This window comes from Nostoc sp. (assembly GCF_036919555.1).
Taxonomy (GTDB): Bacteria; Cyanobacteriota; Cyanobacteriia; order Cyanobacteriales; family Nostocaceae; genus Nostoc.
In genome coordinates this window covers 1-12,848 of record NZ_JBALCS010000069.1, presented here as the reverse complement: position 1 = coordinate 12,848, position 12,848 = coordinate 1, and the positions used below count along the sequence as shown (strand labels likewise).

The window sequence follows — 12,848 nt, the reverse complement described above, 5'->3', positions numbered from 1 at the left end:
GCAATATCTAAATGCGTGGTTATACTGATTCGTTTCGGCATAGTTCAGCGTTTTCATCCCTACTTTTATCATAAGTGATTATCCGAACATGATATCATATCATGTCCGCTTGATTACTTATTAAACCCGAAGAACCCCACCCCTTAATCCCCCTCCCCGCCGGCGGGGAGGGGAGACAAAGCATAGCTTTGGCGGGGTGGGGTGCAATGAGTGTGTGAATCATAACTAATTATGCGGACATGATGTCAGATAGTGTAAGTTGGCTTCAATTTCCGCAGGAAGTTAAACATAGCTAAAACCACAGTATCCGGCGACTCAATTAAGAAGCCATGACCACCACGGTCGAGGACTAAAAGTTCAGCGTTGGGAATGCCTTGAGCAAGTTGTTGGGAAAACTTTAGCGGGGTGAGAATGTCTTGTTTACCAACTAGAACTAGGGTAGGACAATGAATTTGTTGAAGACGATCTGTTGTGTCAAAGTCAAGCATGGCTCGGCTGTGATGATAGATTGAATGAGTCGCAGGGAAGAAAGGATATCTGATTGCAAATTCGATCAGACCTTCGATCATCCCAGGAATCGAGTAGAACGTATCTGTAAATATCCACGGTAATATGACTTTTTCATAAAGTTTCAGGTCTACATTACCGCAGAGGTCGCCCCAAGTCTCAATGATGCCGTTGAATAATCCATCACCCTTTGCCAACGATGAAAGTAGCATCAGACTTTGTACTTTTTGAGGATATGCTAACACTAGCTCTTGAGCTATTTGACCACCCATTGAATGACCTACTAGATGCACCTTATCGATCGCAATGTGATCAAGCAATGCTGCAACGTCACTAGCCATCTGTTTGAGACTATAGGGGCTTTCGGGAGCAGAACTTCGCCCCATACCTCGGTTGTCCAAGCGAATAACTTGATAGTGCGAAATCAGCGATGGCATAATCAGCGACCAATAGGCATGATCACAAAGGAAGCCAGTTATTAATAGCAAAGGCTCACCGCTTCCTTTTATGTCGTAGAACAAATCAATCCCGTTAATCTGAACCTTGGGCATAGTCAATAATTCTTGCTAAACCTTATTTTTAAGCAGGGATAGACCAAGCTCATGTGTGTCAATTTAACGTTAAAAAGACGGTTATAACCGCCTTTTTAACGAAATTTTTTCAAATTACCCCATTGGTGACAAGTTAAGCCTGTATGGCTTTTGTCAACAAGCTTTCAGAGAATTGTTGAAAAAAAACTGGTCAGACTCTCGTGGAACATCAGGAAAAAGGGCGACAATTAACTTAACTTCATGTTTTCGCTTCTGTTTGATAATACCTAAATCTCGATTTTGGGTGTCAGCAAAATACTTAACTGGGTCTGTTGCCTTACCTTTTTTATGAGCCATAGTAAAATGATAAAGACCACGATAAATCATTTCTAATGAAATCTTGTCAAAGGGAAGACAAAGTTCATCGGCTACAGCATCACCTAAATCTACTAAAACAGCGTATCGCGTGGTCTCGATTGGTTTTTCGGCTCTGAGTCATGGCTAGTCACAATCGCTCAATTACTTGTCCATCCTGAGTTTTACACGATTTTTGACCCTCGCAAATACCTATCTTGACAATTTACCCATTTCCTTAACTTGTTACTAATGCATTCAAATTGCTAGCCTAAATCGCTAAAACTTAGATACAGCAAGCCCTTTTAGACCATCTTTCCGGAAATTACACCTATTTTTCAATATCACTTACGGATTGGTAGGCCATCCTCTACCGTAGGGGACGCAGTTGTTAACCGTGTTCTGTATGCTTTCACTCCTGCACCTGGAGGGAGGGGTTCTCACCCTCATGGTCATTCAGTTGTCAAGGTTCTGTTATCATTACCTAGCAGCTAATCCTCTGAAACCTTTACAGGCTCTACTTTCTAGCTAACGAATCGCACTTTTAACCTTAGCGTACAATTTTCCCGTTTTGGCACGGTGATGCCTTCTACTGAAAACACCTTACTCTTGTTCTCGCATTGGGAGGATGTATATTTAATAACTTTTGAATTTTGCTCATTTCCATTTCACTTCTAAAGTCTGTAAATGAATATGGAAATTTACTGACTTTAGATTCACTTCGAGTATAGTATAGCAAGCATCTATTTTCTAACTTAGGAACTGATTCATCAAGATGAATAATTTTAATAGGTATATTATGAGGGTTTTTAATCAAGTATGAGTAGAACTTTAAATGAGCTTTCTCATGTGAAAAATAATATGGTGCAAATAAAATTTCTTCTGGTGAGTGATCTATAGCCGTTTGAAGTGACTTTTTAAAGTTAAAGCTTTCCATCGCTTCAATACTCTTAGGAGCATAATCTATAAAATAATTACAAGTGTAACCAATTATTTCTAGTGAGATAATAATGTATGTACATATAATCATTATTTTTCTGGTACGATATCTTTTTATTGAAAGTATCAATTGGAACCCATAGCAAGAAAAAATTAAAATATAATAACTTAGTAGTATACCTCTAAGAGCATGTGGTACGCCATTGGCAGTTAATGATCCTGCTATAGGTGAAACCATCATATTAATTAATAAAAAAATGTTAAATCTACTGAATACTTTCCTGTAATAAAATGTAGAAATTAATCCTATTAAAAAAAGAAAAAAGGTGATTGAAAAAATCACACCTCCATATCCAGTTGAATGCCTTAAATTACTATCCCCATACTTGGTCAAAAAATCTGGTGAGAAATATCGCAAGTAGTTGTACAAAAATATTGATATTTTTTTGGTTGGTGATATAGAGCTATAAAGATATGTAATTGTTTGAAATCGAGCAGATAAAGCACCTGGGTTATTAACGGCAAATGTAATATAAGGAATTAAAGTACCTACAAAACCGATAGTGATTAAAGCCAATTTTTGAATATTTTTCTTTTGGAAGTAAACTACCCAGAGAGATATCAGCATTAAGGGTGTTAAAAGACGCGCCGTTGGGTAACTGTAGAGTGAAACACCTAAAATTAAACCACAAAATAGGGAATTGATCCACCAGACTTGCCCCGTTTTAGCGTGAAATGTTAATTTGACTAAGAGTACTACCAGAGAGATTAATGCTAATTGAGAAATCACCTCAAAAGAAATTCTAGATATAGTAAAGAAATGTGGCAAAAACCCAAATGTAAGAAGAATATATATTTCCATTAGGAAATTTTTCTTAAAGATTATTCTGATTAATAAAAACGTAAAGATTAAAGCAAGAATGTAGAAGATGAAACTTGCAAGTCTGGAATTAAATTCTGAAACTCCCAATAACTTAAAAATTAAGGCAACAGTATAAATATAAATTGGAGCCTTATAATCTCCAAAAGATTTGAAATAAATAGGAAAACGAATATTGTACTCATCTTTCCCTGTTTGAGCGATCAAAGCCGCGTTATATGCAATAGAACTTTCATCTTGGTAAAAACCAGCAGGTATACTGTCTAGATCAAACAGATGAGCAACAAATATACATAGTAGCAAAGCAGAAATGATGAAAATCAGCCTTTTATTGCTGAAAAAATTTAGTAAGTAGAAGAACATTCTTGAGTACCCTCTTATATAACAATCATAAGAATTCACCACTCAGGAGCGGAGCCTGAGACACAGAAGCTCCGGTTATAAGTCAGATTTTATCAGGAATCTAATCTAATATAGTAATCCTATTTGATTTCTGAAAAAAAGTACGAGATAATACGTAGGAAATAGCGGATGAAACTTGTGATGTTTAGCCCAGCAGGGATGATTGGAAGTCGGATTCTGAACGAAGCATTGTCGCGGGGTCATAGCTTGACTGCAATTACCCGCGACCCATCACGTTTTTCTGTTGAACATGAGAAATTAGCGGTAGTAGCGGGTAATGTTCTTGATCCTGCCAGTGTTTCAGACTTTGCTGCCGACCATGATTCAGTTGGGTATTCTGACCGAAAAAGCGGATGAATAAATGGGTTTAATACCCCCACTAAATCATAGATTTAGTAGTGCAACAAGACGCCAGATTTGGGCAATATTTTAAGTATGATTGCTTATTGATAAATGAACCGTAACTTTAAGTTGTCACGAATGAAATTACCCTGACTTTTCAAATAATTGTTCAGTACTTCTATTTATATTCCTGCAAAGCCCCTAACTTCCGAATTCCTGGCCAAATCATCGCTGTAGCAATCACTACTACAATTGTGCCAATTCCACCACCTACAACCGAAATCACTGGGCCAAACAAGGCAGCAGTCAAGCCTGACTCAAAGCCCCCTAATTCATTCGAGGCACTAATAAACACGCTATTAATAGCAGCAACCCGACCACGCAAATGATCCGGTGTTCTGATTTGAACTAATGTATGGCGAATCACAACACTAATACTATCTAGTGCGCCACCAAGGATCAGCATCAGCATAGATAGCCAAAACGAATGAGAAAGTCCAAAGATAATTGTCACAACACCAAAGCCAACCACTGACCATAATAAGGCTGGGCCTGCTTTGCGTAATGGTGGTAAATACACCAGCGTAATCGTCATTGTCAAAGCACCGATGGAGTGTCCTGCCTGGAGATATCCCAACTCCACTGGCCCCACATGTAAAATATCTTTGGCAAAGATGGGTAGCAACGCGATCGCACCACCCAACAATACAGCAAACATATCCAATGTAATCGCTGCTAAAATCAACTGATTCTGCCAAACAAATTTAGCACCAGCTGACAGCGCTTTGAGTGAGATTGGCTCAGTTGTGCGGATGACTTTTTGCTCTTTTATCGGTACTGTTAAAATAAAACACAGCAACGCCGCGATCGCTGCTATCACATATACTCCTGTAGCACTTCCCAACAGCGCAATCCCGAATCCTCCGAAGGCTGGGCCGATGACTGCGGCTAACTGAAAGCTACTACTATTCCAAGTTGCTGCATTGGTAAACGCACTGACAGGTATCAACTGCCACATTAAGGCATCACTAGCAGGTCTGAGGAATGCCCTAGCGACACCTGTTAATACCAAACAGGCGTAAATTAGAAAAATTGCACCTTGGGTATAGGAAAGCACTGCCAAAGCCAGCGAACAGAGAGCTAGCAGCATCACTGACAGTAACATGATCAGTTTGCGATCGCGGCGATCGGCCACATGTCCGGTAATCAAGGTGAGAGCAATCATCGGCAAGACTTGCGCTAGTCCCACACCACCTAGAATTATCGCTGAGTTAGTCCGCTCATAGAGTTCCCAGCCGATGGCTACAGTTTGCATTTGCGACCCCACAGACAGCACCAGCCGTCCAATGGTAAATAGCCGATAGTCTCGAAACTTCAGGGCTGCAAAGGGATCGTGCTGTGCAACCTCAGAGTTATGGGGATTTGAGTTCTGTTTGCTCGAAGACATTTTTTAGTAGAGTTAAGCCTTCTTCAATGTTGGAAATTTGCTCTTCTGTAAGACCTTTCAGCAGATCGGTAATATGAGCACGAGTTTGATCTTGGGATTGCTTGAGATGATGCCTTCCATCTTCAGTTAGATTGAGCAGCACCCGCCGCCGCTCTTGAGGATGAGCGCAGCGTTTGACGAAATCGCGTTGGACTAAGCGTTCTATGGTTGCTGATGCGGTGGCAGAGGTGACACCTAAATGCTCTGCTAGCTCAGATAATGAAGCCCCAGGATTCCGGTTAAGAAATGCTAGCGATCGCAACTGAGGTATAGATAAAAAAGCAGCGCTGTGGGCACGCATATCCGCTCGGATAAACCGCATCATTAATGGAACTGTGTCCATTACCCTAGCGGCACATTCTTCGGAAGTTGCACCTTTAGTAGGTTTATCCAAGGTCATGGGACTGTTATTCTCCTAATTACATTGCCATCCGTGGATCAAGTTTTCCACCAATGATGGTTAAGATTATTAACCTTAATAAGAGAATTGTACAATCCAGACCAAAGCCATAGACGCTAGAACCATTGCGAATTACATTGCTACCCGTGGATAAAGTCGTCCACCGATGATCGTTAAGACTGTTAATGTTAATGAGAGAATTGCCAAATCCCAACCAAAGCCATAGACGCTGATTCCATCCACCAGCATGGCGCTGCGTAAAGCGTCAACCTGATAAGTTAAGGGATTCAAGTGGGAAACAAACTTTAACCAGTCGGGCATCATTGAGATCGGATAAATAGCATTGCTGGCAAAAAATAACGGCATGGTTAACATTTGGCCAATTCCGGTCATCCGCTCTCTGGTTTTTGCCAAACAGCCAATAATTAATGAAAAAAGACAAAAGCAAGCCGCCCCCAGCATCACTACCAGTAGCACTTGCCCAAAAGCTAGAAGATGGAGATTTAATTTTACACCTAAGAAAAAAGCCAATACATAAATTACTGCTACCTGTGATAAGCACCGTACCCCACACGCTAGAGCTTTGCCCAAGACCATTGCTACACGGGGTGTAGGACTAGCAAGAAATTTATGTACAATCCCTAAATCTCGCTCCCAAATTAGTGTGATTCCACCGGTGAAAATGGCCACATTCAATACGCTTTGAGCGAGAATGCCAGCAGCCATGAAGTCTAAATATGGTAAGTTCCCTGTATGAATTTCCCGAAGTTTGGAGAACACTTGCCCAAAAATCAGCAACCATAATGACGGTTGCACTGATCTGACTATTAAATCAGTGGGATCGTGGCGGAGTTTACGCACTTCCAATTCTGCGATCACCAGAGTTTTCGTAACTAGCTCTTTAATTGCAGAGATGATATTTACTCGGTAAGTAGCTGGGCTTTTAACCCAACCGTTGAGCAGTACGTCTGGTTCTTGCTGTGTCACGGTAGTTGACTCCTGATGTTAACTGGTCGCCTGTATAGTGAATAAAGACATCATCCAAAGTTGCGTTTGGTTTATCTAAAGAAGCTCTTAAGTCGCTTGGTGCGCCTGTAATTACAACTTCACCTTGTTGCATAATCGCCACTCGGTTACATAAGCTGTCTGCTTCTTCTAAAAAGTGGGTTGTTAAAAATATAGTTGTGCCGTAATCAGCACAGAGTTGTTCCACAAGTTGCCATACTTGAGTTCGAGCGATCGGATCTAGTCCGACAGTCGGCTCATCAAGAAACAAAATTTGGGGTTGATGTAGAACTGATACGCCAATTTCCAGCTTGCGGATCATCCCACCAGAGTAGTTTCGTACCAAGCGCTTCGCCGCATCTTGCAAACCCATGTATTCTAGAATCTCATAGATACGGCGATCGCGTCCTTTGGCAGGTATTCCATACAGCTTGGCGAAGATTAAAAGATTTTCGTAACCCGTGAGGCTACCATCAGCAGAGAGCACTTGGGGTACATAGCCGATAGCCCGTCTCACAGGATTAGATTGATGAGTCACATCATAGCCAGCTAGAGTTGCTGTTCCTGCACTGGGAGGCAGTAAAGTTGTCAACATCTTAATAACTGTACTTTTCCCTGCCCCATTCGGCCCAAGCAGCCCAAAGACTTCACCCTGTTCCACAGATATGCTCAGGTTATTAACAGCCGTTAACTTCCCAAAACGGCGTGTGAGTCCCTGAGTTTCCAAAATCAGCCCTTTTGCTTCGCTAAGAGGTTCTGACCGATTTATTTTTCCCGTCAGTATAGTCACAAGTTTGATGCACTTCCATTCATTAGTTAAACTAACTATTAGTTTCTCAACATATTTGTCGGAAGTCAATAGACTTCTGACAAAAATCCGAATCAGAGCAAAAGGAAACTCAGTAGAATAGCAGCGAGGTTATTGATCGGCAAAGTATCACTGACAGCGATCGCAGTCTACCCATCGTCAGCAATTTTACTGTGGCTGATGGCTATAAAGGTTAATTATGCTTTATTTTTATGGGTGATAAAGATGAAGGATAGTTTTTTTATTGGGAAATTCCTATAAGTGCGATATGTAATAGCTTAAACCTCATACAAGTTGAAATCTATAGTTTTTATAGTATTGCCTGAAAAGCTTATGTATCTATAGCTATATATCTCAACTGGCTAGTGAAAAAGCTACAGTTTCCAAAATTGACGTGGTTTAATATAGCAGTATTAATAATTAAGTATGACAATTTACACACCTGGAGGAATGCCAATCAGCTTCCCGATGAACTATGCTTTTAGCTTACTCGCAAGACTTTATCCGAAGTATCGACCACATAAGGTTTTGAAGATAGCTGAAGGTATGGATAAAGCGCCTGAAGCTATTGCATATCTTTTGGGATTTATATTATTTGCACTGCGAATTTCGCCCGTAATAATTTTTACAAATGTTCTCATTTTACCAGTAATTCTGCGTTGGATGCATATTAGGAGTAAATATATTGATTATGTCGTGAATTTAGGTGTGATATTCAACTCTATTGGGACAGTTGGAATAATTTCGATAGGACTTACTGTGTTTGGATGGTACTCAGTAGGATGGCAAGGCTTAGTAGCATTTTTGTGTGCAAGGTTCTTTGGGGGATTTATCAATAGTATTCTTGAGGCACAAGAAAAGAATCGAATCAGAGTGTTAGCAAAAGTCAACTATAACGAGTTTGATAGATGTTTTATAGACGCATATCGATTTTGTGCGAATAAAATTGGTATAACTATCGATTTATCAGTTTCTGAGCAGGAGCTAGCGAGTAATAGTTGGCAGATTATCTACAGCGACTATTCTCATAAAAACCCTATGCTGTTTAAAATTAAAGATTTTTTATGAAGAATTTCAGTTTAGTGATGGAAATATTTATGACTATTATTTCAGGGGTATTTGTATTCATTTTAGGACAATTAATACTCAAGTTGATTATTGAGCCTATTCAAGAATCTAGAAAAACTTTAGCTGATATCGCTTTTGCTTTAATCGAATATGCAAATATTTATTCAAATCCAGGATGTGCTGACAATGAACTTGAAAATAAAGCCTCAGAAGAGTTCAGGAAACTCTCATCACGTCTGAATGCTCAAATGTATTTGATACCCGCTTATAAAAGGATTTGAAAACCATTTGGATTACCTTCAAAAGATAATTTATTAGAAGCTGCCAGCGCTCTAATTGGTCTTTCCAACGGTGTGTTTAAATCGCCAATTGATTTGGTAAATATAAATTTAGAGAGAGCTAAAAAAATTCGTACTCTACTTGGCATTTATGACTCAAAAAGTGATTAAGTAAAAAGTGAAACGATTCCTAGTGCTTGGATTATCGAAGAAGGTTCTGATGTCCCAAGATTAACAACCTGCTATCCTCTGTAATATCTGGAAGTGATAGAAAATGACTAAAAGTAGAATTGAGTTGCTGGATGTAGTAGCACTGACAGTTGATCTACCTGAATACAACCTGTACCGTGGTCAAGTTGGCACAGTCGTAGAATTATTAGCTGGCGGTGCTGCTTTTGAAGTTGAATTTAGCGATCGCTCTGGCCGCACATACGAATCTGTCGGTTTACGCCCAGAGCAAATTATGGTATTACATTTTGAGCCAGCATCCCCTGATTCAGTAAGGCCAATGGTGATAGCATAAGTTGTTGTGCCCAGAGCGATGCCTACATCTGGCTACGCATACGCAGCTTTATCAGATATTCTGAAATAAAATCATATCTATAAACCTTCTACAAAATATCCGATTATGGCGATCGTTGGTGTCTTCTCTACGAGACACCTAAGGGACGTAGCGGGGTATAACGCATTACGAATTACCAATTATTTAAATCTTTCTCCCATGTACATAGATAAAATAGTTATCTGTCACCTTCACGTCAGTCTGAAAACCTATTTTATTTAGCTGCTCTTGAAGTTCATCAGGCTGATAAAAAATTTTGACAATCTGAAATTCTTGACCATCATTTAACTTCCGGGTTTTATATATGTTTCCGTCGTCTTTAAGGATATGATTGTTAGCTGTGGATGTCGGTTCAAAGGAAGAGTCAATGATAAATAGTTGTCCACCAAGGCGAACAGATTGATAGACTTTCGTCAAAAATGAATCGAGTAATTTTGGCGGCACATGAGAGAGCCAAAAAGCAAAAAACACTAAATCATATTCAGTGTCAGGTTGCCATGTAAATAAATCCATGAGGTGATATTCAACACTCAGGGAATTTAACTTCGAGCGACTAATTGTAATCACTTCTTGGGAGGCATCGATCGCAGTAATTTTTTTCCCAATAGTTAAAAGCTCTTGCGTCCAAATACCTGTTCCACAGGCTAACTCTAAAATATCATCCACTACGCCAATTTGGTGTAATGTATTTTTGATCACGGCTAGTTCATTAAACCAGCGCTGGTTGTTTTCGATACCGCGATCATAGCGTCCTTTCCTATAGAACCACTGATCATATTCGTTGGCTCTAGCGCGATAGTAATCAATCTGTTGTTGAAGAATATTATCTGTCATCGCGTGCTTTCTGATCCGATTGAATTTAGATTTGACGTTGCTATGACTTTTAGGGAGAATTTTTTCTTCAGCGAAGAAACTTGCATTTCAGCTTTAATTATGTGATATTTTTATCATTCAATAATAATACGGTAAATCAATAAGCTTGCCGGAGTTCTACCGAAGGTTTGCTGAAGTCTGATTTTAATTTACCCCTGAAAGCAGAGTGAAGATGTTGACTAAGTTCTCTCCAAGTCGATTTTTGGGCATTGCGATCGCCTTTTTCCAAAGGTTTCAACAACGAAGAATCCGCACCTTTTGTATAATGTTTGCAGTGGGACTTAGCTTAACTTTGGCTGTGTCTGCTTGTTCTGGTAGCGCAAGCGACAACTCTGGCACACCACAGACAACCCAAACCCCCACCACAGTTCGCATCGGCTACCAGAAAGCATCAACTGTCCTTTATGCGCTGAAAGCGAGAGGGGAATTAGAGAAAGCTTTCGTAACTTCAGGATCTTCGGTAACTTGGTCGGAATTTCCTGCTGGCCCCCCACTCCTAGAGGCATTGAATGCAGGTAGTATTGATTTCGGCTATACCGGAGAATCACCACCAATATTTGCTCAAGCTGGGGGTATTCCTTTGGTTTATGTTGCCTACGATCCTTGGAGTCCCAAGGCTGAAGCCATCCTGGTGCCCAAGGATTCACCTATTAAAAGTGTGGCTGAACTCAAGGGCAAAAAAGTTGCTTTTGTCAAAGGTTCTAATGCTAACTACCTATTGGTGAAAGCACTGGAAAAGGCAGGGGTACAGTATAGTGACATCCAACGAGTAACTCTCACTCCTGCCGATGCTCGTGCTGTTTTTGAGGGAAAAAAGGTTGATGCTTGGGCAATTTGGGACCCTTACTTAGCCGCAGCAGAAGCAGCAACAGGCGCACGTACTTTAGCAGACGCGACGGGATTAGCTGCCAATCGTGGTTATTATCTGGCTGCAAAATCTTTTGTTGATGCCAAGCCGGATGCATTGAAAATAGTTCTAGATCAGGTGAAGAAAGTTAGTGACTGGGCAAAAAAGAATCCTAGTGAAGTTGCTAAAATTCTTTCTCCGGCTTTAGGTATAGATGCTCCTGTGTTGGAAATAGCAGAAAAGCGGCGTGAGTATGATGTACTTCCGCTCACAGATGAAGTGATTACTAAACAACAAGAGGTTGCAGATACCTTCTACAAAATTAAATTGCTCCCCAAAGAAATCAAAGTTAAGGAAATTGTTTGGCAAGGCAAAATGAATAATTCGTAAGTTCCTTTTGGGAGATCAATGGATGAATATATAAAAATATTCAATTTACAGCAGAATTCAAGTATTTGAACCACATCTGTCATCGGGGCAAAGCACTGCTGTGCCCTTACTGCGTGGTCTATTTACCTGAAAATAGCTGTAACAAATGCAGATTTAAATAGACATCTGGTGAAAAAGAATGTAGAGACGTAGCACTGCTACGTCTCTACATGGGTTCTTGATAACGCATATTTAGTTTTCTAAACCATCCATATTGGGCATGGCTAAATCCAGCAGAATCACATCTGAATGTGTTCAGTTGCTACCTACACCAGAATTCAGGACTCAGAATTCAGAAGTAAAACACGCTTTAAACCTGGCTTTGAGACGAATCGTTGTGTACTTCACCTCCCTTGAAATCTACTGTATATCCTGTGTTTACAGGAAAATTGATAACTGTGAAACACTATATTTCACTCATAAATTCAGATGTGCTGACCCTGATTTACTAGATTTCAGAGACTTTTTCATTTTGAGGACAAAGCGAGCGAATTAACTCCCGAATCACATCGGTTGCTGGTCTCCCTGTGATTGAACAGTATTGTTCAAGTTTCTGTGCCTCGCTTGATGTAAGATTGATTGTAAGTCGTTTAGCAGCCCATTTTTTATTCATGTATTAGAGAGACAAGCGATATTCTTAAACTACTTCTCTAATATCAATCATTTAAGCTGCTAAGACAATGGTATAACTAATGACATTTAGTTTAAGTAATCATGAAGCCAGAGATTATTTTTTATAAGCAATAGTCAAGAGGTAGGGTATATTTTCAAGTATGAAGTTTAGCTACTTTTAGGGCTGTAATTATAAGTAGAATGAAAAAGGAATATTAAAGTCAGTAAACACAAAATAAGTATTTTCACCAACTGTCATTAAACATCGACATCGCTAAAGTGTTAGAGGATGTTTGTAATGTCTTGGTTCTCCATGTTTTAAAACAGGAGCTTGAAACCATCTGACGGGAGGAGGGAATCTTCAATACAACTGGATTCTATCATCCCCCCTGCCTTACAGCAGAATTCAAGTATTTGAACCACATCTGTCATAGGGGCACAGCATTGCTCATTGGTGTCAACTTAAGAAGATTTTGCCCAAATTTGCTGGGTGTAAGCGTCAATCTCTCGGTGACGCTTACGCCTA

At 39.9% G+C, this 12,848-nt stretch carries 13 protein-coding genes and 1 pseudogene; 5 read left to right on the top strand and 9 right to left on the bottom strand.

From position 1 onward, the window contains the following. Window positions 1-245: 245 nt before the first annotated feature. The 3 genes and pseudogenes from V7K36_RS18725 to V7K36_RS18715 form a co-directional block, all read right to left on the bottom strand. Complete coding sequence (locus V7K36_RS18725) at window positions 246-1,058, bottom strand: alpha/beta fold hydrolase (protein WP_335118171.1); 813 nt, start codon at window positions 1,056-1,058, stop codon at window positions 246-248. 153 nt (window positions 1,059-1,211) lie between these two features. Next, a pseudogene (locus V7K36_RS18720) lies at window positions 1,212-1,499 on the bottom strand (IS4 family transposase); the annotation flags it as partial. A 481-nt stretch (window positions 1,500-1,980) separates the two neighbouring features. Further along, window positions 1,981-3,573 carry an ArnT family glycosyltransferase gene (locus V7K36_RS18715; RefSeq protein ID WP_335118169.1) on the bottom strand — a complete coding sequence of 531 codons (1,593 nt, stop codon included), beginning with the start codon at window positions 3,571-3,573 and terminating at the stop codon, window positions 1,981-1,983. A 168-nt stretch (window positions 3,574-3,741) separates the two neighbouring features. Here V7K36_RS18715 and V7K36_RS18710 point away from each other — a divergent pair, with 168 nt between their 5' ends. Next, on the top strand, window positions 3,742-3,969 hold the full coding sequence (locus V7K36_RS18710) for an NAD(P)H-binding protein (protein WP_335118167.1): 228 nt from the start codon (window positions 3,742-3,744) through the stop codon (window positions 3,967-3,969). Between the two features lie 163 nt (window positions 3,970-4,132). On the opposite strand, the gene V7K36_RS18705 is transcribed toward V7K36_RS18710, so the two are convergent. From V7K36_RS18705 to V7K36_RS18690, 4 genes are all read right to left on the bottom strand, one after another. Next, window positions 4,133-5,401: an MFS transporter gene (locus tag V7K36_RS18705; protein ID WP_335118165.1), complete on the bottom strand. Its 1,269-nt coding sequence runs from the start codon at window positions 5,399-5,401 to the stop codon at window positions 4,133-4,135. Then, entirely contained in the window at window positions 5,367-5,840 is a 474-nt protein-coding gene (locus V7K36_RS18700; protein ID WP_335118163.1) for a MarR family winged helix-turn-helix transcriptional regulator, read from the bottom strand. The genes V7K36_RS18705 and V7K36_RS18700 overlap by 35 nt, the downstream gene beginning before the upstream one ends. Before the next feature lie 132 nt (window positions 5,841-5,972). Continuing rightward, window positions 5,973-6,827 (bottom strand): ABC transporter permease, encoded by an 855-nt coding sequence (locus V7K36_RS18695; protein WP_335118161.1) that lies wholly within the window; start codon window positions 6,825-6,827, stop codon window positions 5,973-5,975. Further along, window positions 6,784-7,635 carry an ABC transporter ATP-binding protein gene (locus V7K36_RS18690; protein WP_335118159.1) on the bottom strand — a complete coding sequence of 284 codons (852 nt, stop codon included), beginning with the start codon at window positions 7,633-7,635 and terminating at the stop codon, window positions 6,784-6,786. The genes V7K36_RS18695 and V7K36_RS18690 overlap by 44 nt, the downstream gene beginning before the upstream one ends. Before the next feature lie 444 nt (window positions 7,636-8,079). On the opposite strand from V7K36_RS18690, the gene V7K36_RS18685 reads away from it, so the two are divergent. From V7K36_RS18685 to V7K36_RS18675, 3 genes are all read left to right on the top strand, one after another. After that, the gene (locus V7K36_RS18685; RefSeq protein ID WP_335118157.1) at window positions 8,080-8,721 is read left to right on the top strand and encodes a hypothetical protein; all 642 of its coding nucleotides are present in this window, start codon (window positions 8,080-8,082) and stop codon (window positions 8,719-8,721) included. 29 nt (window positions 8,722-8,750) lie between these two features. Beyond that, complete coding sequence (locus V7K36_RS18680) at window positions 8,751-9,002, top strand: hypothetical protein (RefSeq protein ID WP_335118155.1); 252 nt, start codon at window positions 8,751-8,753, stop codon at window positions 9,000-9,002. Window positions 9,003-9,273: 271 nt separating this feature from the next. Further along, window positions 9,274-9,522 (top strand): DUF4926 domain-containing protein, encoded by a 249-nt coding sequence (locus V7K36_RS18675; protein ID WP_335118153.1) that lies wholly within the window; start codon window positions 9,274-9,276, stop codon window positions 9,520-9,522. Window positions 9,523-9,705: 183 nt separating this feature from the next. Here the strand turns inward: V7K36_RS18675 and V7K36_RS18670 are convergent, their stop codons facing one another. Next, window positions 9,706-10,395: a class I SAM-dependent methyltransferase gene (locus tag V7K36_RS18670; RefSeq protein ID WP_335118151.1), complete on the bottom strand. Its 690-nt coding sequence runs from the start codon at window positions 10,393-10,395 to the stop codon at window positions 9,706-9,708. 211 nt (window positions 10,396-10,606) lie between these two features. On the opposite strand from V7K36_RS18670, the gene V7K36_RS18665 reads away from it, so the two are divergent. Next, the gene (locus V7K36_RS18665; RefSeq protein ID WP_335118148.1) at window positions 10,607-11,671 is read left to right on the top strand and encodes a sulfonate ABC transporter substrate-binding protein; all 1,065 of its coding nucleotides are present in this window, start codon (window positions 10,607-10,609) and stop codon (window positions 11,669-11,671) included. A 487-nt stretch (window positions 11,672-12,158) separates the two neighbouring features. Here V7K36_RS18665 and V7K36_RS18660 read toward each other — a convergent pair whose 3' ends face one another. After that, window positions 12,159-12,323 (bottom strand): CopG family transcriptional regulator, encoded by a 165-nt coding sequence (locus V7K36_RS18660; RefSeq protein ID WP_334823987.1) that lies wholly within the window; start codon window positions 12,321-12,323, stop codon window positions 12,159-12,161. Between the last annotated feature and the right edge of the window lie 525 nt (window positions 12,324-12,848).

Bases quoted from the DNA above. Each gene is read 5' to 3' on its own strand.
- V7K36_RS18715 (WP_335118169.1), bottom strand. From the start codon at position 3,573: ATGTTCTTCTACTTACTAAATTTTTTCAGCAATAAAAGGCTGATTTTC.
- V7K36_RS18710 (WP_335118167.1), top strand. From the start codon at position 3,742: ATGAAACTTGTGATGTTTAGCCCAGCAGGGATGATTGGAAGTCGGATT.
- V7K36_RS18685 (WP_335118157.1), top strand. From the start codon at position 8,080: ATGACAATTTACACACCTGGAGGAATGCCAATCAGCTTCCCGATGAAC.
- V7K36_RS18665 (WP_335118148.1), top strand. From the start codon at position 10,607: ATGTTGACTAAGTTCTCTCCAAGTCGATTTTTGGGCATTGCGATCGCC.
- V7K36_RS18670 (WP_335118151.1), bottom strand. From the start codon at position 10,395: ATGACAGATAATATTCTTCAACAACAGATTGATTACTATCGCGCTAGA.
- V7K36_RS18700 (WP_335118163.1), bottom strand. From the start codon at position 5,840: ATGACCTTGGATAAACCTACTAAAGGTGCAACTTCCGAAGAATGTGCC.
- V7K36_RS18705 (WP_335118165.1), bottom strand. From the start codon at position 5,401: ATGTCTTCGAGCAAACAGAACTCAAATCCCCATAACTCTGAGGTTGCA.
- V7K36_RS18680 (WP_335118155.1), top strand. From the start codon at position 8,751: ATGACTATTATTTCAGGGGTATTTGTATTCATTTTAGGACAATTAATA.
- V7K36_RS18725 (WP_335118171.1), bottom strand. From the start codon at position 1,058: ATGCCCAAGGTTCAGATTAACGGGATTGATTTGTTCTACGACATAAAA.
- V7K36_RS18660 (WP_334823987.1), bottom strand. From the start codon at position 12,323: ATGAATAAAAAATGGGCTGCTAAACGACTTACAATCAATCTTACATCA.
- V7K36_RS18675 (WP_335118153.1), top strand. From the start codon at position 9,274: ATGACTAAAAGTAGAATTGAGTTGCTGGATGTAGTAGCACTGACAGTT.